The 21,945-nt window shown below is 68.9% G+C and carries 17 protein-coding genes; 10 read left to right on the forward strand and 7 right to left on the reverse strand.

The genetic code is table 11. The features are described 5' to 3' along the window. The first annotated feature begins 23 nt into the window (after positions 1 to 23). Positions 24 to 458, forward strand: a complete 435-nt coding sequence (locus tag OG474_RS13080; RefSeq protein WP_405062534.1) for a hypothetical protein — start codon at positions 24 to 26, stop codon at positions 456 to 458. Further along, positions 458 to 1,678 (forward strand): glutathionylspermidine synthase family protein, encoded by a 1,221-nt coding sequence (locus OG474_RS13085; protein WP_405062535.1) that lies wholly within the window; start codon positions 458 to 460, stop codon positions 1,676 to 1,678. The genes OG474_RS13080 and OG474_RS13085 overlap by 1 nt, the downstream gene beginning before the upstream one ends. Here OG474_RS13085 and OG474_RS13090 read toward each other — a convergent pair whose 3' ends face one another. Both OG474_RS13090 and OG474_RS13095 read right to left on the reverse strand, forming a co-directional pair. Further along, complete coding sequence (locus tag OG474_RS13090; protein ID WP_405062536.1) at positions 1,679 to 3,136, reverse strand: NAD-dependent succinate-semialdehyde dehydrogenase; 1,458 nt, start codon at positions 3,134 to 3,136, stop codon at positions 1,679 to 1,681. Positions 3,137 to 3,156: 20 nt separating this feature from the next. Beyond that, positions 3,157 to 4,200, reverse strand: a complete 1,044-nt coding sequence (locus tag OG474_RS13095; protein WP_405062537.1) for an MsnO8 family LLM class oxidoreductase — start codon at positions 4,198 to 4,200, stop codon at positions 3,157 to 3,159. Between the two features lie 583 nt (positions 4,201 to 4,783). On the opposite strand from OG474_RS13095, the gene OG474_RS13100 reads away from it, so the two are divergent. From OG474_RS13100 to OG474_RS13120, 5 genes are all read left to right on the forward strand, one after another. Then, positions 4,784 to 7,711 carry a type 2 lanthipeptide synthetase LanM family protein gene (locus OG474_RS13100; RefSeq protein WP_405062538.1) on the forward strand — a complete coding sequence of 976 codons (2,928 nt, stop codon included), beginning with the start codon at positions 4,784 to 4,786 and terminating at the stop codon, positions 7,709 to 7,711. A gap of 26 nt (positions 7,712 to 7,737) precedes the next feature. After that, positions 7,738 to 7,950 (forward strand): hypothetical protein, encoded by a 213-nt coding sequence (locus OG474_RS13105; RefSeq protein ID WP_405062539.1) that lies wholly within the window; start codon positions 7,738 to 7,740, stop codon positions 7,948 to 7,950. Between the two features lie 52 nt (positions 7,951 to 8,002). Beyond that, on the forward strand, positions 8,003 to 8,227 hold the full coding sequence (locus OG474_RS13110) for a hypothetical protein (protein ID WP_405062540.1): 225 nt from the start codon (positions 8,003 to 8,005) through the stop codon (positions 8,225 to 8,227). A 108-nt stretch (positions 8,228 to 8,335) separates the two neighbouring features. Then, on the forward strand, positions 8,336 to 11,260 hold the full coding sequence (locus tag OG474_RS13115; protein WP_405062541.1) for an AAA family ATPase: 2,925 nt from the start codon (positions 8,336 to 8,338) through the stop codon (positions 11,258 to 11,260). Between the two features lie 69 nt (positions 11,261 to 11,329). After that, positions 11,330 to 12,559 (forward strand): ROK family protein, encoded by a 1,230-nt coding sequence (locus tag OG474_RS13120; protein WP_405062542.1) that lies wholly within the window; start codon positions 11,330 to 11,332, stop codon positions 12,557 to 12,559. Here the strand turns inward: OG474_RS13120 and OG474_RS13125 are convergent. Both OG474_RS13125 and OG474_RS13130 read right to left on the reverse strand, forming a co-directional pair. After that, entirely contained in the window at positions 12,556 to 13,296 is a 741-nt protein-coding gene (locus OG474_RS13125) for an alpha/beta fold hydrolase (protein ID WP_405062543.1), read from the reverse strand. The two genes, OG474_RS13120 and OG474_RS13125, sit on opposite strands and share 4 nt — an antisense overlap. Further along, on the reverse strand, positions 13,293 to 13,979 hold the full coding sequence (locus tag OG474_RS13130) for a DUF998 domain-containing protein (RefSeq protein WP_405062544.1): 687 nt from the start codon (positions 13,977 to 13,979) through the stop codon (positions 13,293 to 13,295). The genes OG474_RS13125 and OG474_RS13130 overlap by 4 nt, the downstream gene beginning before the upstream one ends. Positions 13,980 to 14,089: 110 nt before the next feature. On the opposite strand from OG474_RS13130, the gene lysX reads away from it, so the two are divergent. The 3 genes from lysX to OG474_RS13145 all read left to right on the forward strand — a co-directional run bounded on the left by lysX (position 14,090) and on the right by OG474_RS13145 (position 19,314). Then, positions 14,090 to 17,440 carry a bifunctional lysylphosphatidylglycerol synthetase/lysine--tRNA ligase LysX gene (lysX, locus tag OG474_RS13135; RefSeq protein WP_405062545.1) on the forward strand — a complete coding sequence of 1,117 codons (3,351 nt, stop codon included), beginning with the start codon at positions 14,090 to 14,092 and terminating at the stop codon, positions 17,438 to 17,440. A 79-nt stretch (positions 17,441 to 17,519) separates the two neighbouring features. Next, complete coding sequence (locus OG474_RS13140; RefSeq protein ID WP_405062546.1) at positions 17,520 to 18,425, forward strand: hypothetical protein; 906 nt, start codon at positions 17,520 to 17,522, stop codon at positions 18,423 to 18,425. A gap of 61 nt (positions 18,426 to 18,486) precedes the next feature. Further along, positions 18,487 to 19,314, forward strand: coding sequence for an alpha/beta fold hydrolase (locus OG474_RS13145; protein ID WP_405062547.1), 828 nt, complete (start codon positions 18,487 to 18,489; stop codon positions 19,312 to 19,314). A gap of 97 nt (positions 19,315 to 19,411) precedes the next feature. Here OG474_RS13145 and OG474_RS13150 read toward each other — a convergent pair whose 3' ends face one another. From OG474_RS13150 to OG474_RS13160, 3 genes are read right to left on the reverse strand one after another with little or no spacing between them, the layout of a single operon-like run. Further along, positions 19,412 to 19,600 carry a CopG family transcriptional regulator gene (locus tag OG474_RS13150; RefSeq protein WP_405064572.1) on the reverse strand — a complete coding sequence of 63 codons (189 nt, stop codon included), beginning with the start codon at positions 19,598 to 19,600 and terminating at the stop codon, positions 19,412 to 19,414. 32 nt (positions 19,601 to 19,632) lie between these two features. Further along, the gene (locus OG474_RS13155; protein ID WP_405062548.1) at positions 19,633 to 20,493 is read right to left on the reverse strand and encodes a DUF3592 domain-containing protein; all 861 of its coding nucleotides are present in this window, start codon (positions 20,491 to 20,493) and stop codon (positions 19,633 to 19,635) included. Between the two features lie 54 nt (positions 20,494 to 20,547). Continuing rightward, on the reverse strand, positions 20,548 to 21,921 hold the full coding sequence (locus OG474_RS13160) for an L-serine ammonia-lyase (protein WP_405062549.1): 1,374 nt from the start codon (positions 21,919 to 21,921) through the stop codon (positions 20,548 to 20,550). Positions 21,922 to 21,945: the final 24 nt, after the last annotated feature.

A 21,945-nucleotide genomic window follows, 5' to 3' on the forward strand; every position in this document is an offset into this window, starting at 1 on the left:
ATGACCACCCCGTCAGTCTTCTTATGAAGAAGCGGCGGATGCGGAGTGCCGGCATCACGCTCGGCCTGACCGCTCTGGTCGCGGCCACTCTCACCGGGTGCTCCAGCGACGACGACGACGAGACCGCGGACTACGCGGCCATCTGTGTCGATCCGCAGACGGAGACCCGGGTCGACGACAACAATTGCAAGGACGAGCGGGAGTACCACGGCTCGGGCGCAGGCTTCTTCTGGTTCTACATGGCAACTCGGAGCGCTGCGTACGTACCGGCCATCGGCGGGCGGTACAGCAGCGGCGGTGGCACCTACACCGTGCCCCGGCAGCGGGACCAGTCCACCGGTGGCGGCGGCGGGGCGCCGACGATCCAGCGTGGCGGTCTGTCGAAGAGCGGTGGCGACATCGGTACTGTTGCGCGCGGCGGATTCGGTCAGTCGAGCCATGGGAGGTCCGGGGGCTGATGTGGCGGCATGCGAGCAAGCCACGCGCCGGCTGGCGGGAGAAGGTCGTCGAGCAGGGACTGGTGTTCCCGATGACCGACATGCCCGACGGCACCGAACGCCCGTACTGGAACGAGAGCGCCTGGTACGAGGTGACCATGGACGAGGTCCTGCACCTCGAACGCGTTACCGAGGAGCTCTATGCGATGTGCCGGCACGCAGCCGAGGTGATGGCGACCGGTGACCGTTTCTCGGACGCCCAGCTCGGCCTGGCGTCCGGCACGCTCGCTCTGGTCCAGCAGTCGTTGCGGCGCGAGGACCTGTCGATGTACGCCCGCTTCGACCTGGCGTGGAACGGCACCGACCCGAAGATGCTGGAGATCAACGGCGACACGCCGACCGGCCTGGTCGAGTCAGCGGTGATCCAGTGGAACTGGCTGGAGGATGTCTTCCCGGACGCCGACCAGTGGAACTCGGTCCACGACCGCCTGGTGCAGTGGTGGGCCCAGCAACGTACTGCGGGCCGCCTCCCCGGCAACGAGGCGCACTTCTTCAACTCTGCCGCTGAGACCTCCGGTGAGGAGGAGATGACGGTCGCCTATCTCCGCGACACCGCGGCACAGGCCGGACTGGCGACGTACGGGCATGAGATCGAGGACGTCGGCTGGGACTCCGCGCAGCGCGCCTTTGTGGACTGGGGAAACAGACCGATCCGTACGGCGTTCAAGTTGTACCCGTGGGAGGACATGCTGGACGAGGAGTTCGGCCGGCACATCCTCGCGGGCAAGGAACGCCAGCCGGTGCAGTGGATCGAACCGGTCTGGAAGACCATGCTGTCCACCAAGGCGATCCTGCCGGTGCTCTGGGAGCTCTACCCGGATCACCCGAACCTGCTACCGGCGCACTTCGGTCACCCCGGCGACCTGACCGAGTGGGTCGCCAAACCGCTGCACGGCCGCGAGGGCAGCAACATCGTCATCCATACTGTCGACCACGACCACACGCAGGACGGTCCGTACGACATGTCCACGATGGTCTACCAGCAGTGGTACCCACTCCCCTCGTACGACGGCAACCAGGCCGTGCTCGGGAGCTGGATCGTGGACGGCTCGGCCGCCGGAATGATGGTGCGCGAGTCCGACGGCCCGATCACCGACTACTACGCCCGCTTCGTCCCACACGCCATCGGCACCAGTCCCCGCCCCGACGCGGAGACTGTGCAGCGTTGGCTCGCCGAATAGCTAGATATTGATGGCGATGTACTTGGTCTCCAGGTACTCGTCGATCCCCACCGTGCCGCCCTCGCGGCCGAGGCCGGACTGCTTCACGCCGCCGAAGGGCGCGGCCGGGTTCGAGACGATGCCCTGATTGAGGCCGATCATGCCAGTCTCGAGGCGTTCGGAGACCCGCAGCGCGCGCGTCAGGTCGTTGGTGAACAGGTAGGAGACGAGCCCGTACTCCGTGTCGTTCGCCATTGCGACACCTTCGTCCTCGGTGTCGAAGGCGGTCAGCGGCGCGACCGGGCCGAAGATCTCCTCCTTCTGCAGGCGGGCGTCACGCGGGACTCCGGCCAGCACGGTCGGCGGGAAGAAGTAACCGTTGCCCTCAGCAACCGTGCCGCCAGTCAGCACCTCCGCACCGTGCGCCACCGCATCGTCGACCAGGTCCTTGACCTTGTCCCGTTGGGTGGCGTCGATGAGCGGGCCGAGGTCGACGCCGTCCTCGGTCCCGCGGCCGACGGTCAGCGCGCCCATCCGCTCACTCAGCCGCTGGGCGAACTCCGCCATGATCGGCGTCTGCACGTAGATCCGGTTGGCCGCCGTACAGGCCTCGCCGCCGTTGCGCATCTTCGCCAGCATCGCGCCTTCGACCGCCTGGTCCAGGTCGGCGTCGGCGAAGACGAGCAGCGGCGCGTTGCCACCCAGCTCCATGCTGGTCTTCAGCACCTGCTCGGCGGCCTGCTCGATCAGCTTGCGACCGACCTGGGTCGAGCCGGTGAAGGAGAGCTTGCGGGCGCGGCCGTCGCGGATCAGCGGTTCCATCACGCCACCGGAGTCGCTGGTGGTCACCACATTGAGGACGCCGGCCGGCAGCCCGGCCTCGGTCATCAGCTCGGCCAGCTTCAGCATCGACAGCGGTGTCTGTGAGGCGGGCTTGATCACCATCGTGCAGCCGGCCGCGACCGCTGGGCCGATCTTGCGGGCGCCCATCGCGGCCGGGAAGTTCCACGGCGTGATCAGCAGGCACGGGCCGACCGGCTGCCGCATCACCAGGAAGCGGCCCTTGCCGTTCGGCGCGACCTGGTAGCTGCCCTCGATCCGGACCGCCTCTTCGGCGAACCAGCGGAAGAACTCGGCCGCGTACGCGATCTCGCCCTTGGACTCGGCGATCGGCTTGCCCATCTCGAGCGTCATCAGCAGCGCCAGCTCGTCGACGCGCTCAGTCATCAGCTCATAGGTACGGCGCAGGATCTCCCCACGCTCACGTGGTGCCGTGGCTGCCCAGTCCGCCTGCGCGGCGACCGCAGCGTCGAGCGCTGCCAGCCCATCGGCCGGAGTGGCATCGGCGACGTCGCACAGCGTCGTACCGGTGGAGGGGTCCTCGACGGCCAGTGTCTTGCCGCCCTCGCCCGCTCTCCACTTGCCAGCGATGAACAGCTCGGTCGGACACCCCTCGATAACGGCCTGTTCGTGGTCCATATACCCACCATAGGTCGCTCTCAGGCGGTGGCAATGAGCGGCGGAGCGTGCCGCGGTACCGTCCGGATCGTGCGAGTCAGACCGGCAGCGATCGTGCGCAGGATCGACGACCGGACCAGACCGTCGAAGGCCAGCGGGACCAGCATGAGCTCGTCAGCCGTCGTACTGGCGACCAGTCTGCCGAGTGCGGACACCACTGTGGTCCGTGAGCCGACAATGTGGCTCGGGTCGTCCAGGAGGCGTTCGGCACGACCGCGCTCCCGGCCGGTGAGTGGCGGCTCCAGCAACGCCATCAGCTCGGCTGTGGTCGCCCGCGGTGACGCAACGCTGAGCCGCGTCCGCACCCGCACATACTCGGCGAACCGGATGATGGCTTCGGCCTCGGTGTCCGCGGCAACCACTCCGATCGTCACCACCAGATAGGGCTTCACCGTCGGCCCACTGGCCTCGAAGTGATCCCGGTACGCCGCCACCGCCGCACTGGTCATCGCAGTCGCACTGTGATGCTGCACCACGACCGGCAGCCCGCGTACGGCGGCAACCGCAGCCGCACCGGGGTGATCGGCGCAGACCAGCACCGGCGGCGGCAGTCCGGCAAGCGACAGCCGTACATCGCCAACAGGTGCGCGACCGGGCATGCCGTCCCGGAGGAACCCGCACAGCTCGTCCAGTCGCTGCGGGAACGTGTCCCGGGCGCTACCGCCGAGCGCGGCCGCCGTACTGGGTGCATGGCTGAACTGCTGGCCAACACCGAGATCGATGCGACTCGGGTACGCCGCAGCGAGCGCGGCGAACTGTTCAGCGATCACCAGCGGCTGGTGGTTGGTCAGAAGGACGCCGGCCGAGCCCAACCGGATCCGATCGGTCCGTGCCGCGAGTACTGCGGCGAGCACGGCAGGTGCCGCGCTGCCGACGCCCCGGACGCCGTGCTGCTCCCCCAACCAGAACCGGCGGTAACCGAGGTCGTCGGCAGCCTGTGCGACCTCCGCGGTCTCCCGGAGTGCGGCCGCAGCCGACTGACCGGGCAGCTGCGGAACGGTGTCCAGCACCGAGTGCGCAGACACCGGCAGACCAGGAATCAGAGGAGATAACACCCGACCACCGTCGCAGCGCTCCGCGCTTTCCACATGGGGGCCCGGCCCCCATGTTTGCCCCCGCCGGGACCCCGAAAGATGGGGGCACCGATCCCTTGCCGTCTGCCTGAGCTGTCAGGCATCGTTCCCGGCGTTCCTTCCGGACATTCGCGGCAGAGGAGGCCAAGCACGAGTGCAGAGACCACAGTCGGAGCCCTAGTGGTGTGTCGCGTTTAAAACTTGAGTGCTGGCGGTGTCCAGGTGGGTGCATCGCAAGGCGGAGGGAAGGGCTCGATGTTTTTCCATCGTGCCCTTTCCTCCAACGCAGCGAGGTGCCCGCCTGGGCGCCGCCAGTGCCAAGGTTTAGACGCGACGCGCCACTAGCGCTCCACACCTGATCCGGCCCGCCTTCCACCAAAGGCCGGCCGGGCGCTGCTGCCGCGGGGTGATCAACCCCCAGTCGTCGCCCCGCGGCAGTTGCCCATCGTTGTCATCCGTGATCTCCCGGTTCGGCCGGAAATATGGGGGCTTGGTACCCATGTCGAGCACCAACTGCCGATGGCAGCCTGAGCAGATGCTCAACTCAGCGACCGCGACTCCGCTCCGGACCGACGAGCGCGACAGCGCCTGGTGGTCCGCCGCGCTGCGGCCGGACGAGATGCGGCCGGACGAGCTGCGGCCGGACGAGCTGCGGCCGGATGAGATGGCCGGCGGTACCCCGCCCTGGGCGCAGTACGTCGAGCGCAGCATCGCCGCCCACCGGTGCGTCACCCCGGTGACGGCCGGAGAAGACTGGCAGCAGGCCTTCATGAGCTGCCTGCAGCCCCTGCTCACCGTCGCCCGAGAAGACCTGACCGCCGCCGGCCACACCGGCGTACTGACCGAGCAGTTCCTGCGCCGCCTCGGACTGCGACTGGTCAAGCTTTCCTCCCGCACGCTGGTACTGGAACTGGCTCGAGCCCGCGACCGCGGTGAGCTCGCCGGCGCCACCCCGGCGCTTCGCTTCCTCGACTTCACCCACCAGCTCGTCGGAGGGAGCGAGCTGGCGGAGTTCCTGGCCGCCTATCCGGTGCTGGCCCGGGTCCTGGGCGAGTCGTGCCGACAGAGCATCGAGGGTCACCTCGAACTGCTGGCACGACTCGCCGAGGACCGAGAGTCGCTCGTCGACGGGATCTTCGGCGGCCGCGACCCAGGCGCGCTGGTCTCCGTCGAGCCCGCCGGTGACTCGCACCGCGGCGGCCGCGCGACCGCCACCCTGGCCTTCGCCGACGGCCGCCGCCTGATCTACAAACCGCGCTCCCTCGACCTCCACGGCCACTTCAACGAACTCGTCGACTGGCTGAACAGCAAAACCGGTCTGGACCTGCGCACCGTCCGCCTGGAACGCCGCACCGACTACGGCTGGCTCGAGTTCATCACCGCCGAGCCCTGCGCCGACGAAGGCGCCGTCCGCCGCTTCTACCACCGCCAAGGCGCCCTACTCGCCCTGCTGTACGTCCTTGACGGCACCGACATGCACTACGAGAACCTCATCGCCGTCGGCGAGCACCCGGTCCTGGTCGACATCGAAACCCTGTTCCACCCGTCCCCGACCCCGCCTGGCGCGATCGGCAGTGATCCGGCCTCCCAGAGCATCCGGAGCTCGGTCTCCCGCACCGCCCTGCTGCCGCTGCTCATAGTCGGTGAGACCGGTTCGGTGGCCGACGTCTCCGGACTCGGCGGAGACGCCGACGCACCCGCGGCGGTGCGCGCCGATTGGGCTGACGCAGGCCTGGACTCGATGCATCTGGTCCGGCGGCCGACCGCTGCTCCCACCGGGAACAACAGGCCGATCCTCGACGGTATCGCCGTCGAACCACGCGACCACGAGATCGCCGTACTGATGGGCTTCCGGGACGCCTACCAGGCGATCTCCCGGAACCGTGGCGAGCTCCTGGGACCGGACGGGATGCTGGCCCGATGCGCAACCGACCAGGTGCGCTTCGTACCCCGCAGCACCAGCCTGTACGCCGGCCTGCTCGAGGAGGCGACGCATCCGAACGCCTTGCGTGCGGCGGACGGACGTAGTCAACTGCTCGACCTGCTGTGGGAGGCCGGCCCGTGGCTGCACAGCCTCGTCCCGCACGAGCTGGACGACTTGTGGGAAGGGGACGTCCCCTTGTTCACGGTCAACCCGGGCAGTCGCGACGTCTGGGCATCGGACGGCACGCACATCCCCGGTGTGCTTGCGGCTGAAGGGCTCGCCACGGTCGAGCGGAAGATCGCGTCACTGAGCGACGTCGATCAGCATCGGCAGCGATGGCTGATCTCCGCGACGCTGGCAACCCGACCTGAGCCGATCGTCCACCACAGCACCGCAAGTCGACCCTGGCTGGGCACCACCGGCGCACACCCGGACGGCGCGTTGGCAGCCGCCACCGACATCGCCGACGAGATCGTTGCCCAGGTCATCGGTAAGACCGGCGGTGCGGCGAACTGGATCGGCCTGGAACTCCTGGACGACAACCACTGGGCGGTGCGTCCCATGGGCGCCGGCCTGACCAACGGCTACACCGGTACGGCGCTCTTCCTCGCACAGGTCGGCGCCCTGACCGGAGAGCGCAAGTACTGCGAGCTGGCGCGCGATGTCATCCGCCCGATCCCGCAACTGCTGGAGGCACTCGGATCCGACCAGGAGTCGGCGCAGTTGATCGGCCCGGGGCTGCACGGCCTCGGCGGGATCAGTTACGGACTGGACCGCTTGTCCTCGCTGCTCGGCGATGCCGAGCTGTCGACCTGGCTGAGCGCATCGCTCGACCTCGCGGCCCAACTCACGCCGGACCCTGGCGAATTCCCGGCCTACGCCGAAGGTGCGGCCGGTGGGCTGGCCGCCATGCAGGCGATCCGCGACGTACCGGCTGCCGTGCGGCTGGCTCGGCGCTACGCCGACGAGCTGGTCCAGGTCGTCGGCAGCGGTCGGGCCGCACCCGGCCAAGGCTTTGCCCGCGGCTACCAGGGGATCGCCTGGGCACTCGGCCGGTACGGCACCCCCGGCGACAAGTACGCGGCTGCGGCCTCGGCCGCAGCTGATCCGGACCGAAACGGCCAGAAGCCCAGCCCTGGCTGGTGTTCCGGCGACGCCGGAACAACCCTGGCGCAGCTTGTGGCCGGAAAACCTGTGGACCTCGAAGTGTATTTGAGGACCACCTCCGAACGTCCGATACTCGCAGACCTCAGTTTGTGTCATGGCGAGCTCGGCGCGGTCGAGCCACTGGCGTGGCTGACCGAAAGCGATCACCCTGCCGTTGAGGGGGTACGGCAAAACCGTATCCGGCTGGTGCTCGCTGCACTACAGCAGTACGGACCACAGTGCGGTACACCTCGCGCGGTTCCATCTCCAGGTCTGCTGACCGGTCTGGCGGGAATCGGCTACGGGTTGCTCCGGCTGGCGTTCCCAGAACGCGTGCCCTCCGTGCTGTTGCTGGAATCAACCACCGGATGGAAGCGAGCCGTGCGCCGCTGACATCCATTCAGCACCAGGGGAGAAACATGACCGCCCAGAACCACAACGTCCAGAACGACGAGTGCCGCGACCACGCTGACCAGGCCGCGACCGAGACCGACCCGCTGGGCCCGATCGCCCTGCCCACCCGCATCCGCATCGGCGCCCGCGCGATGGCTCTGGCCGGTGTAGTCGGCCTGTCGGCGATCGCCATCGGAGCGTACGACTCCACGCTGACCACGACGGTGATCACCGAGTGAGCGATTCGACCGTGCTGCCGGAATCGTTCAATACGCCCCAGGGGAGAACCAAATGACCGCCCAGAACCACAACGTCCAGAACGACGAGTGCCGCGACCACGCTGACCAGGCCGCGACCGAGACCGACCCGCTGGGCCCGATCGCCCTGCCCACCCGCACCCGGATCGGCGCCCGCGCGATGGCTCTGACCGGCTTGGTCGGACTGGCCGCAGCCGCCCTCGTCGCCGAGACCGATCCGAACACCATCACCATCACCACCTCGGTCAGCTTCTACTGACTGCGCCGTCCAGCGAGCGTTTGAACCAGTGAAGTCGGCCGGGCATCCGGCCGGCCGACTTCGCCGATGCCGCTGCGGTAACAGGAATCGGTGATTACAGTGGCCACCATGCAGACCCGTTCGCCCAGGGTGGTCGGCAGGGACCCGGAGATCGACCAGCTCCTTCAGATGCTGGCCACAGCACGCGCCGGGCTCGGGGGCGCCGTGTTCCTGGTCGGTGAGCCCGGAATCGGCAAGAGCCGCCTCGCGGCGCTCGCGACAGCTCGTGCACTCGACGACGGGATGGCCGCGCTGCGCGGCCGGGTCGGCGCTCTGGGCACCATGGTTGCCTTCCGCCCTTTCGCCGAGGCGTTGCTGGCGTTGATCCGCCGCGGCGAGATGCCCGACCCGGACAGCCTCGGCCCGTACCGGCAGGTGCTCGGGCGGCTGATCCCGGAGTGGGACGACGGGACCGCGCATGACGCCGCAGCCTCACCGGTGGTGCTCGGTGAGGCTGTGCTGCGCCTGCTCTCCTTGGTCGGCCGTGGCCGCGGCTGTCTGCTGGTCCTCGAGGACCTGCACGACGCAGACCCGGAGACGATGGCCGTCGTGGAGTATCTGCTCGACAACCTCGAGGACCAGCCGATCGCCCTGGTCGCGACGATGCGTCCGGAGCACTGCCCGGCCACGGACCTGGCGCGCATCGCCGCACAACGTGGTTCGGCGAACCTTCTCGGACTGCGACCACTCCGGCCGGCCGAGGTCGTCGAGCTCGCGGCGGCCTGCCTCGAGGTGCCGGTCGAAGGCCTGCCGAAAGAGCTGTGCGAACGCTTGTGGCAGGACAGCGCCGGCGTCCCTTTCATCGTCGAGGAACTACTGCAGGAGGCCAGCCGGGCCGGGCAGCTCCTGGCGAAACCGGATGGCAGTCTGGAAGTGATCGACGGACTACGCACCAACGTGCCGGCAGCAGTGGTCCGCAGTATCACGAGCCGCACCGACCAGCTCGGCAGCGAGTCCCGCGACATTCTCGTCCTGGCCGCCGTGATCGGGCACCGGTTTCCGCTGAGCGTCGTGCGGAAGGCCACCGGAACAGACGAACGGTTGCTGCTGGCAACCCTCCGGGCAGGCGTCGCGGCGCAGCTGGTCGGGCCGGACGAGCCGGTTCCGGACTGGTACGCGTTCTGCCATCCGCTGACCGCCGATGCGCTGCTGGCCGGCTTGACGCCGACCGAGCGCGCCGAGCTGGCGCGGCGCTGTGCGGACGCGATCGAAGAGCTGCATCCCGGTCTGCCCGGCGAGTGGTCGCCGATGGTGGCCGAGCTGGCCGAGACCGGCGGCGACCTCAGCCGGGCGGGCCAGTTGTTCGCGCAGACCGGCCGACGGTCTTTCGAGGAGGGCTCCACCAGCTCTGCCGTCAACCTCCTCGAGCGCGCGAACAAGCTGCTGACCACGGATCCCGACCTGGAGCAGCGCGCCGAGGTCCTCGGGCTGCTGCTGGTCGCGCTGCGAACGGTGGGACAGTTCGACGACCTGGCTCTCCACGCGGCCGCCGTCGACGACATGGCGGACCGCAATCTCGACCATCACAAGGTGGCCGGACTGCAGGTGCACCTGGCCTTCGCCGAGCACGTGGCCGGTCGCCAAGCGGCCGCGGAGACGCATCTGGCCGTGGCCCGGTCGCTGCTCGGTAAGGGCGCCGACCCGGTCGACACCGCGCCGGTCGACATTCTGGCGGCGAATCTCGAGATCGCCCGGACGAGTCCCGGCCGCCTGCGTACTGCCACCGAACTGGCCACCCGGGCCGCCGCTGCCGCCGAGCAGGCCGGTCTACCGGAGGTGGCCTGTGAGGCCTTCCAGATGCTCGGGATGCTGGCCCGCGAGCGGGATCTCGACGAGTCGATCGCCTACTTCCAGCGCGCTCGCCAGGTCGCCGAAGAGCACGGGATGGCCCTGCAGCGGGTCCTGGCGCACGTCTACGAGGGTGGCAGCATCTGTCTGGCCACCGGAAGCGTCGTCGAGTTGGAGCGGGCCCGTCAGCAGGCACTCCGGATCGGCGCGATCGCACTCGTCTACGAGGTCAACTGCATCCTCGCTCTGCAGGCGGTCCTGCGCGGGGAGTACAGTCTCGCGGCCGCGACCATCGACGAGGGTTTCCAGGTGACTCGCCGGCTCCGGCTCAACGGCATCGCGACGTTCTTCCTTGCCTACAAGGCGATCCACGAAGCCCATCGGGGCCTCCGGAACGCGATGGAGCAGACCTTCGACGAAGCAACCAGCCTGGCCCGAGACAACACGCCGTACGAGTTGCCGGTCACGTACGGGCTCGGCAGGGCCTTCTGCGCGCTGCTCGAGGAGAACCGGGAGCTCGCGGAGTCCGACATGGCTCAGGCACTCGCCTACGACGCCCAGAATCCGACCACGTTCCACACCTCCGGCAAGAACGGCCTCTCCCTGCTCCTCGGCGTGCTCGCCGGCCGGAACAGCTGGCCACACTTCGAGGTGATCAACGCGACGGCCGCGGGCGGGATGCGCTGGAACAAGCAGTTCGTCCAGATGGCTCACGCCGTTCTGCTGGGTCGCGACGGGCTGCGCGACGCCGCGAACGCCAAGATGACCGAGGCGATGGAGACGTCGTCGCTGTTCCCGATGGCTCGGCACCTCGGGATGCGGCTGGTGGCCGAACCGGCGCACGCCGATGGCTGGGGTGACCCGATCAGTTGGCTTCGGCAGGCCGAGGAGTACTTCCACGGCGCGAACGTTCAGCCGGTCTCCAGCGCGTGCCGTGGGTTGCTGCGGCAGCTGGGGGCGACGGTTTCGCAGCGGCGTACGGGGAGTGACCAGGTGCCCGCGGACCTGCGGCGGTTGGGGATCACGACGCGGGAGTACGAGGTGTGCCGGCTGCTCGTGGACCGGATCGGGAACAAGTCGATCGCGTCCCGGTTGCACATCTCGCCGCGGACCGTCGAGAAGCACGTGGCGAGTCTGATGACGAAAACCCAGCAGCCCGATCGGGAGGCGTTGAGCAGTTTTGCTCGCACCGTGCTGCAAGACTGACCTCAAGACGTAATTTATGAACGCTCGCTTTGTATATAGAGTGGGCGGGTGGCAGGCAAGGGGTCGGACATGAGCAAGGGAACGGTCGGCGGCGGCGGTACGACGATGCTGCGGCGGATCAACGTCGCCGCGGTACTGGACGCGGTTCGCCGTTCCGCGCCCGCGCCGTTGCGCGTGGCCGAGCTGGTCGAGCGCACCGGACTGGCCAGGCCGACCGTGGCGCAGGCCGTCGACGAGCTGCTGGACGCCGGTTGGCTGCAGCAGCATGGGCCGGATTCCGCGGACCGTTCGCTGGGTCGCCCGGCGATCCGGGTCTCGCTGCGCGGCCGCGCCGCGCCGGTGCTCGGGCTGGATGTCGGCCCGCACCGGGTGACCGTCGGCGTCTCCGACCTGGCCGGTCGCAAGCTCGCTCTGGTACGACGCTCCGGTCCGGGCTGGACTGCTCAGGAACTGCTCGGGGTCATCAGCGAGGTGATTACCGAGGCGCTCGCGGAGGCCGAGGTACCGGCCGACGACATCGCGGCGGCGGTCGCGGCGAGCCCGGGCATCGTGGACGAGCACACCGGCCGGGTCCAGCTGGTCCCGAGTGTGCCGGGCTGGTCCGCGATCGACCTGATCAAGCACGTTCGCAGCCTGCTCGACTGCCCGGTCATCCTCGACAACGACGCGAACCTGGCCGCATTGGCCATCGCGGCGGCTCGGGGCGGCACGGGCACGCTGCTCGCGGTCCAGTGGGGTGAGCGGCTCGGTGCCGGCATCGTGATCGACGGTCGCCTGCACCGCGGGACGGGCGCGGCCGGTGAGATCGGCTTCATCGCCACCGCACCGGATGACGTGATCAACCCCGAGGACAGCCGCGGTCCGCTGGAGCGTGCGGTTGGCTCGGAGGCGATCGCCACCCTCGGCCGCCAGGCCGCCCTGGACAACCCCGACTCCCGGCTCGCCGAGCTGGGCGGCGACCAGCTCGACACGGCAGATGTCTTCGCCGCTGCGGCCGAGCGGGACCCGGTGGCTCAGGCAGTCGTCCAGCAGGTCGCCCGCGACTTCGCCCGCGCGCTGGCCCCCGCCGTACTGGTCCTGGATCCGACAGCTGTGGTGATCGGCGGCGGTGTGGCCCGGGCCGGTGCTGTCCTGCTGGATGCCATCTCCGACCAGCTTCGGCTGCTCACGCTAAACCACCCGAAGCTCGAGCTGTCCGCTCTGGCTGAGGACGCGGTCGTCACCGGCGCTATGCGGATGGCCCTCGACGAGGTCTGGCAGCGCAAGCTCCCGACCCCCACATTGACCAGCACGACCTAGCCACGAACCGCTGCGGCGATGGCGTCGGGGCGGTCGATGTGTACGAGGTGCGCCGAGTCGGTCAGCACCTCGACCGTGCCGGACAACGCCGTGGCCAGCTCGCGTTGACCGGCCAGCCAGGTGTCGGCACCGGAACGCGAGCTACCACCTGTTGCCACCAGCAACACAGCCGGTACGCCGCTCCCCGGAAGCAGCTTGCCGACCTCGGCAGCGGTCGTCCAGCTGGCCGCAAGTTCGGCCCAGAACCGTTGCCAGGAACGCGAATCGCCGTACCGCTGCCTGATCGTTGCCTTGGACAACGGATCGCGTTTGGCGATGCTGCCGACCCGCACCATCGACCGGCGGACGAGTGGACCGACGAGCCGCGGCAAGCCGATCCGGCCGTAGAAACCCAGCATGACGCGGATGACCCGTTCGGCGCCGGTCCCTGGGTAGAGCCAGCGCTGACCGGACTCCGACGGCAAGGTCGAGTCGACCAGCACGAGCCGCGCCACCTCCCCCGGCCGGGTCAGCGTCCAGCGCAATGCGGCCAGCCCACCGATGGAGTGACCGATCAGCCCGACCGGCACGCCATCCGGCACCCCGGCGGCAGCCCGCAGTACGTCGGGATCGGCGTTCACCGGCGTCTGCCAGGGATCGATCACGTGGAGCTCGCACTCCGGTAGCAGCTCGACGACGCGGGCGAACTCCTCCGCGGTCTCGGCCATCCCGGGCAGCACGATCCAGGGCATCGTCATCGCTGAAAACCTCGCTTCAAGGCGGGAAGCAACACTCCCAGCAGAACACAGACGAGCAGGATCGCCACCCGCTGCAGGATGCCCGGCGGGTGCAGGTCGTCACCGCTGATCACTTCCAGCCCGGTCTCGAGCCCGAGCCAGGCGTTCGTGACCGCGACCGCTCCGGCCAGGACAGCGACCGTCTTGCCCCAGAAGCCGCCCCACCCGATCCGGCGCAGGACCAGGATCGCGAACAGGCCGATGGCGATGGTCCCGAGCCCGGCCAGGGTCGAGGTCACCTCGTGGATCACCAGCTCCGCGCCGTCCTGCCCGTGCTTCTCCGCGAGCCGGCACGCCTGGCTGGCCGAAGGGGCACAGTCCATCGGGAAGAACGAGTCGGCGAGCGTCCCGAGCCCGAAGAGCCCCGTACTGATCATCAGACCCATGACGTCGCGGTGGATCCGCGCCGCCGGCCGGGCGAGCACCGCGGCGACCAGCACCAGCACACTCGCCCCCAGGTCCATCGCCCGCGCGTACAGGCTGGTCGACTGGTCCAGAGCTCCGAGCTCGCTCAGGAACGAGGTGTGGACGTTCAGGGGATACCCCGCGGCGGCCTCCAGCAGCAGGCTGCAGTAGAGGACGCCGGCGGCGATCATCAGGTCGCGGGTCAGGCGGTACGGGAACCCGGCGGGTACGGCGAACATGGCCGTAAGCCTTCCATACGCCCCCAGTCTGTGACTGTCGCGCCAGGTCTACCCGGAAGGTGGAGCTAGCACGACCGAAAGTTAGGCCTGGGGAGTGGGATGATCGCAAGGTGCGGTCTGAACAGACGAAGGTGATTCCGGCGTGGCAGCACCGCGCTGCGGTGTGGGTCGGGCGTGTTGTGATGCTCGCCGCGGTGTGGTCGTTCCTTGCGATTGTGTTGCATCTTTTCGCTCCGGCGTATGTGCGCCGGGTCGATCAGGGCTTCGACTTCTTCGGGATCCCCGCGGGGCACACGTTCTTCCCGGCGGTCTACCTGGCCGTGGTCGGCAGCGCGCTGCTGCGCGGAAAACGGGCTGCGCTGCTCTGGGTGCTGTGGATCTTCGAGGGGCTGTTGCTGCTCGGGCTGATCGCGCTGGTCACCTTCGGCAGCGTGCAGCTGAACAACCCCGAGACCGCCCTGCTCGAAGACCGGATGACGGTCCAGCGGCTCGAGTTCAACATCGTGCAGCTCGTCGTGGTGGCCGCTCTGATGGTGTTGCTGTGGAAGATCCGCGGCGCGTTCCCGGCCCGGCTGGCACCAGGTAGCCGCCGGCTCGCCGTCGGTGCGCTGATCACCGGCATGCTGATCTCGATCGCGGTCAGCATCTCGCTGACCCAGGTCTTCCCGAACAGCCTGACCGGCCAGAAGCAGAAGATCGGCTGGGCCGTCGTGGCCGCGTTCGGCCAGCAGCACAGCAAGCTCGACGGGCACGGCGGGCATGCCTGGGTCGGGCTGGTGGTGAGCGCGATCTCGGCCATGTCGCTGGTGATCGCGTTCGCGATCTTCCTCCGCTCGGCCCGCCGGGTCCGCTATCTGACCCAGCCCGAGGAGCTCGGCGTACGGCGTCTGCTGCTCGAGAACGGTGAGCGGGACTCGCTCGGGTACTTCGCGACCCGCCGGGACAAGGCGGTCATCTTCTCCACAGCCGGTGACTCTGCGATCGCGTATCGGGTGGTCAACGGGGTCAGTCTGGCCAGTGGTGATCCGCTCGGTGATCCGGCCGCCTGGCCCGGAGCGATCGATGCCTGGACCGAGGAGGCTCGCCTCTACGGCTGGTCCCCGGCGGTCCTGTCTGCCAGCGAGGAGGCCGCCCAGGCGTATGTCGACGCCGGGCTGCGCGCGCTGGCGATGGGCGACGAGGCGATCATCGACGTCGCCGACTTCAGTCTCGAAGGCCGCACGATGCGTCCGGTCCGGCAGGCGGTGACGCGGGCCCAGCGGGCCGGCTATCGCGCCGAGGTCGTTCGGCACGGAGACCTCTCCCCCGACGCACTCGCTGAGTACGTCGAGCTTGCGGAGAAGTGGCGGGGTGCCCAGACCGAGCGTGGTTTCTCGATGGCGCTCGGCCGGCTGGGCGACCCGGCGGACGCACGCTGCGTGATGGTGATCGCGCGCGACGCCGACGGCGAGGTCCGCGGCCTGCTGTCCTTCGTGCCGTGGGGTCTGCGCGGTGTCTCGCTCGACCTGATGCGCCGCGATCCCGAGTCGGTCAATGGTCTGATGGAGTTCATGGTCACCTCCCTGGTGGAGGCGTGCGGTGACCTCGGTCTGCACCGGATCTCGCTGAACTTCGCGATGTTCCGGGAAATCTTCAGCGACGCCGAGCGGGTCGGCGCGGGTCCGGTCCTGCGGCTGACGAACGCGCTGCTCACCGCGGCCTCGCGATTCTGGCAGCTGGAGAGTCTCTACCAGTCGAATGAGAAGTATCTGCCGCGCTGGTCGCCGCGACTGATCTGCTACTCCCGCGGCGCCTCGCTGGCCCAGGTCCTGCTGGCGGCCGGCACGGCCGAGGGCTTCCTGCCCGCGCCGCGGCCGTGGACCCGGGTCGACAGCGAGAGCCACGGTGACCGGCACGCGATCCAGGCCGGTGACGGCGACACGTTCGCCGCGTCGGTTCACGAGCAGGAGCAGACCCTGCTGCGGCCTGCCCTGCCGGAGCGCAAACTCACCGAGCAGGAGCAGATCCGCCGTACCAAGCTGGTCGGGCTTGTTGCCGCTGGCATCGATCCGTACCCGGTGTCGGTGTTGCGGACCGAGACGATCGAGCGGATTCGCGAGCTGCACCAGAACCTGCCGCCCGATCACCACACCGGCCACATGGTCTCCGTGACCGGCCGGGTGCTGCGGATGCGGAACCACGGCGGCCTGTCGTTCGCCCAGCTGCAGGACGGGCTCGTCCAGCTGCAGGTGCTGCTGTCCGCCGAGGAGTGCAGCCCGGCTGCGCTCGACCACTGGCGGCGGCTCGTCGACATCGGCGACCACGTCAGCGTCACCGGCGAGGTCGTGACGAGCAAGCACGGCGAGCTGTCCATCGAGGCGACCGAGTGGATGATGGCGGCCAAGTGCCTGCATCCGTTGCCCGACAAGCGGAAGGGGTTCACCGACCCCGAGGCCCGGGTGCGGCAGCGGCACATCGACCTGGTGATGAATCCGGACTCGCTCCGGATGATGCGACAGCGCAGCGCCGCCGTACGGGCGATGCGGAACGGGTTCGAGACCCGCGGGTTCATCGAGGTCGAGACGCCGATGCTGCAGGCCGTGCACGGTGGCGCGAACGCGCGGCCGTTCCAGACCCACATCAACGCCTACGACACCGACCTGTTCCTGCGGATCGCGCCGGAGCTGTTCCTGAAGCGGCTCAGCGTCGGCGGGCTCGGCAAGATCTTCGAGCTGAACCGGAACTTCCGCAACGAGGGCGCGGACGCGACGCACAACCCGGAGTTCACGTCCGTCGAGGCCTACCAGCCGTATGCGGACTATCACGTGATGCGCGAACTGACCCGGGAGCTGCTGATCGAGGCGGCGACCGCGGTGTTCGGCAAGCCGATGGTGCAACGGCCGGACGGCGAGATCGACATCTCCGGCGACTGGCCGGTGATCTCGGTACACGATGCGGTGGCACGGGCGACCGGCGTACCGGTCTCTCCGGATACTTCGGTCGAGGCGCTGCGGGAGCTGTGTCTCAAGCACGGGGTGCACACGACGTTCGAGCTGAGCGCGGGTGAGCTGGTTCTCGAGCTGTACGACGAGCTCGTCGAGCCGAACACCACGCTGCCGACGTTCTACACCGACTTCCCGTTGGAGACGTCACCGCTGACCCGGACGCACCGGACCGAGCCCCGGCTCGCCGAGCGCTGGGACCTGGTCGCCTTCGGAGCCGAGATCGGTACGGCGTACTCGGAGCTCGTCGATCCGGTCGAGCAGCGGCGGCGGCTCACCGAGCAGTCGCTGAAGGCGGCGGCCGGTGATCCGGAGGCGATGTCGCTGGACGAGGACTTCCTGAGTGCGCTCGAGTACGCGATGCCGCCGACCGGTGGGCTCGGGATCGGCGTCGATCGGGTGATGATGATGCTGACCGGCCAGAACATCCGCGCCACGCTCGCCTTTCCCTTTGTCCGCCCGGCTCCGCGGGATTCTTAACGCTGCGCTGGGTGTCTCCAGTTGGCCCGCCACGTAGCCTGGAGCAGGGCGCGGGGTTGGGGATACTGGGGCGGGGTGGATGAAGCAGGTTGCGGTAGTTGGGGCGCTGCTCTGCGTGTTGGCGGGGTGCGGAGCGCCGTTGGTCAACGGCACAGATACCCCACCAGTGAGTGGCGGTACGGCGGCTGTCGCGTCGTCGGCGCCGAAGGGTCCGCTGGGGCAAGCGGCGTACCAGGCCGAGTTGACCAAGGCGGAGCAGTCGCTGGCTGTGAGTCTTCGGGCGTTGACGCGTGCGCAGACGGCCGAGGGGTTGGCGCAGGCGATGGATGACGTGTCGAAGTCGCTGAACACCGCCTCGGGGCGGCTGGCCGGATTGACGGTCGAGGGGCGATTGAGCGCCGTACATCAACTGCTGCAGGACCGGATCGGAGTGGCGGCGTACAAGCTGTCGGATTCGGAGCAGGCCGAGCTCGACGCGCGGTGTGGTGGTGGGGCGTACACGTCGCAGAAGGTGCAGCGGCAGTTGCGGGTGGATCTCGCGCCCGCGTTGGCGGCGTTGACGAAGCTCAAGCTGGTGTTCGGGGGGACGCTGCCGAACCCGGGTGCGGCGCCGAAACCGGAGCGGCCGGTGAACGGCGCGACCGTGGTGCGGACCGGGAAGGCCGGGACGGGGCGGCTGGAGATCACCAACGGTACGGCGAAGGATGTCGCGATCTCGGTCGTCACCGACGGGAAGCCGCCGCGGGAACCGCACGTGATGACGTACATCCGGGCCGGCAAGGCGGCGGCGATCACGCGGATCGGCGGGGCCTACCACCTGTACTACAAGAGCGGCGCGGACTGGAGCTCGGCGCGGCGGCAGTTCGGGACCGGGTGCTCGTACCTGAAGTTCGACCAGGCGTTCGGGCCGGACAAGTCCTGGAAGATCAACCTGAACCCCACGGTCAGCGGCAATGCGTCCACCAGCGAGGTAGAAGCTTATTAAGGCTATGTGACATCAACCATGTCACGATGACAGGACGCGGTAGTAGGTTCACGATGAGGTTATGAGTGCAACCGCGAGCTTGACCGTGGCCGGCGTTCCGGGTGTCGAGGTGGCCTACTACCGCAAGGGTTCGGGCGATCCGCTGGTGCTGCTGCACGGCATCGGTCACCACTGGCAGGCGTTCGACCCGGTCCTCGACCAGCTGGCCGAGCGGCACGACGTGATCGCGCTCGACTTCCCCGGATTCGGCGAATCGCCGGACCTTCCGCTCGGAATCCCGGACGAGCTCGACACGCTCGCCTACACCGTCGACGCCCTCTGCAAGGCGCTCGACCTCGACCAGCCGCACGTCTCCGGCAACTCGCTCGGCGGTATGGTCTCGCTCCGCCTCGGCCAGCTCGGCCTGGTCCGCTCGGTCACCGCACTCGCCCCGGCCGGCTTCTGGTCACCCCGCGAGAACCGCTGGGCGATCGGCCTGCTCACCAACCTCCGCCGCGTCGCCCGCCGTACCCCGGACCAGACCGTCCAGCGCCTCGCCCGCACCCCCGCCGGCCGCCGCGTCCTGACCGGCACCATCTACCACCGCCCGGCCCTGCGCTCCCCCGACGCCGTCGTCGCCGAATCCCGCGCCCTCCGCGACGCCCCCGGCTTCGACCGCGTAGCCGCCCACGCCCGCGCCGGCGCCACCTTCGACGGCGACGTCCCCAACCTCCCCGTCACCATCGCCTGGGGCACCCACGACCGAGTCCTCCTCCCGGTCCAAGCCGCCCGCGCCCACCTCCAGATCCCCCAGGCCCGGATGATCCCCCTCCTCAACGCCGGCCACGTCCCCATGAACGACGCCCCCGACCAAGTAGCCCGAACCATCCTCCAAACCACCAACCCCTAGCGTCGCCAACGACATGAGATAGCTCCCTCAGGCACCCCGTTCATCAGCTCCCGCAGCGTGACGGACGTCCCCCGAGCCCAGGACTACATGTCCTTGGCTACCGCGGATCACTGGGCGCACTGTCGAAGGTCGGCCAGTCGAGCGGCGCGTCCCAGACCCGGCTGTTCATCGCGGCCAGGCGGATACCCTCGCGGAGGAGCTCCGCCGCCGCCACACCCCGCCGCCGCGCTGCCTCGGCAAGGACCGCCAGATCCGCGGCATCGGCGTACACGCTCGTTCGCTTCATCGGCACCCGACCAAACCTAGTGGGTGGATTCCTCAGCGGTGGAGGTAGAGGAGGGTGGCGCCGGCGAGGAGGGCTAGTAGGCCCAGGGCTCGGGGGACGGTGGTGTAGCGGGCGGTGTTGAGGCGGTCTTTGCGGTCGAAGTCGAGGTTGTGGGTGTAGACGGTGGGGTCACTGGGGGCGTAGTGCAGGGTGAACTCGCGGCCCAGCGAGGTGCCTGGCTTGGGGAAGTTGTCGAGGGGCTGGACGAGGACCGCGCGGCCGTCGGTGGTGGTGAAGGCGATGACCGGGGCGTGGTTGATGATCTCGCTGCCTTCGCCGTCCTTGTAGACGTCGGTGGTGACGGCGACGACGTGAGCCGGTACGGCGATCGCGTCGGCCAACTGCCGTCCGCGGAGCCGGGCGCTGCGGAGGTCGCGGCCGAGGAGACCGGCCAGGAACAGCAGGGCACCGAAGCCGAGGAAGGCCCATTCGTAGCCCCAGGCAACAATCGCGTGGATGACCAGGCCGAGCAGCAGGAGCGCCACCATGACGTTGGGGAAGTCACGGCCGTCCCCCTCGGCCTCGGGATACAGCGCGATCCGGAACTTCTCCGGATGGCCCTTCGGGTAGTACACCACCAGTTCACGGCCGATCCAGGCGGCGCGGACCGGGAAGCCGTGCTTGCCGTCGGTGTTCGGCAGCGTGAACTCCTGGCCCGAGCGCGGGTCGCGGAACGACACGGTGACCGGGATGCCGCCGTCCTTGCTGGCACCGTGGTCCGGCGACTCGAGATCGACGACCCGGGCGGTCACCCATTCGGCGCGCTGCGACCGGGTCAGCCCGGCGAAGGACAGCAGATAACCCAGTACGGCGAGCCCACCCGGCAGCACCCACCAGTAACGCAGCAGGCTCATCCCTCGGCCAGCCGGCGGGTCATCAGGACGCTGTTGGTGAGCGGTGCTTGCACGTCAGCATTCGATCACGTTGACGGCCAGGCCGCCACGGGAAGTCTCCTTGTACTTGATCTTCATGTCCGCACCGGTTTCACGCATGGTTTTGATGACCTTGTCGAGCGTCACCACGTGCACGCCGTCGCCGTGCATCGCCATCCGGGCCGCGTTGATCGCCTTCACCGCGGCCATCGCGTTCCGCTCGATACACGGGATCTGGACGAGCCCGCCGACCGGGTCGCAGGTGAGTCCGAGGTTGTGCTCCATCGCGATCTCGGCCGCGTTCTCCACCTGTTCCGGCGTACCGCCGAGCAACTCGCACAACCCGGCCGCGGCCATCGAGCAGGCCGAACCGACCTCGCCCTGACAACCGACCTCGGCCCCGGAGATCGACGCGTTCTCCTTGTACAGAACGCCGATCGCCGCCGCGACCAGCAGGAACCGCACGCAGCCGTCGTCAGTGGCGCCCGGGATGAACCGCCGGTAGTAGTGCAGTACGGCGGGAATGATGCCCGCGGCACCATTCGTCGGAGCGGTGACGATCCGCCCGCCCGACGCGTTCTGCTCGTTGACCGCGAGCGCGAACAGGTTGACCCAGTCCATCACCTTCAGCGGATCCACCGACCACGGATCGCCGGTGAGCTTGCCGTGCAGCGCGTGTGCCCGCCGCGGCACCTTCAGACCGCCGGGCAGCACGCCCGTGGTCTCGCAGCCCTCCTTGACGCAGTCCTGCATGACCTTCCAGATCTTCAGCAGGCCGCTGTGGATCTCTTCCTCGGACCGCCAGGCCTGCTCGTTGGCGAGCATCACCTCGCCGATCGACAGCCCCGACTCACGGCACCGATCGAGCAACTCGGCACCACTCAGGAACGGGTACTTCAGCACCGTGCTGTCCGGGACGATCCGGTCCCCGGCCGCCGCGTTCTCGTCGACCACGAAACCGCCGCCGACCGAGTAGTACGTGCGCTCCCGCAGGATCTCACCATCCGCCCCGCGGGCCAGGAACGACATCCCGTTCGGGTGGTACGGCAGGGCCTTCCGCCGATGCATGATCAGGTCGGAGTTGTCGTCGTACGCGATCTCGTGGACGCCGGCCAGCCGCAGCCGGCCGCGCTCGCGGATCGTCTCGACGCGGGCGTCGACGGAGTGCGTGGCGACGGTCTCGGGGTCCTCACCCTCGAGCCCGAGCAGCACCGCCTTGTTACTGCCGTGGCCGTGCCCGGTCGCACCGAGCGACCCGAACAACTGCGATTCGACCCGGGCGGTCGCGGTCAGCAGACCCGCGTCCTGGAGGCCGAGAACGAACGTACGGGCCGCTCGCATCGGGCCCACGGTGTGTGAGCTCGACGGGCCGATCCCGATACTGAACAGGTCGAAGACACTGATCGCCATGACGGAGGTCCCTTCCGGTCGTCG

This window comes from Kribbella sp. NBC_01505 (genome assembly GCF_045040285.1).
Lineage (GTDB): Bacteria > Actinomycetota > Actinomycetes > Propionibacteriales > Kribbellaceae > Kribbella.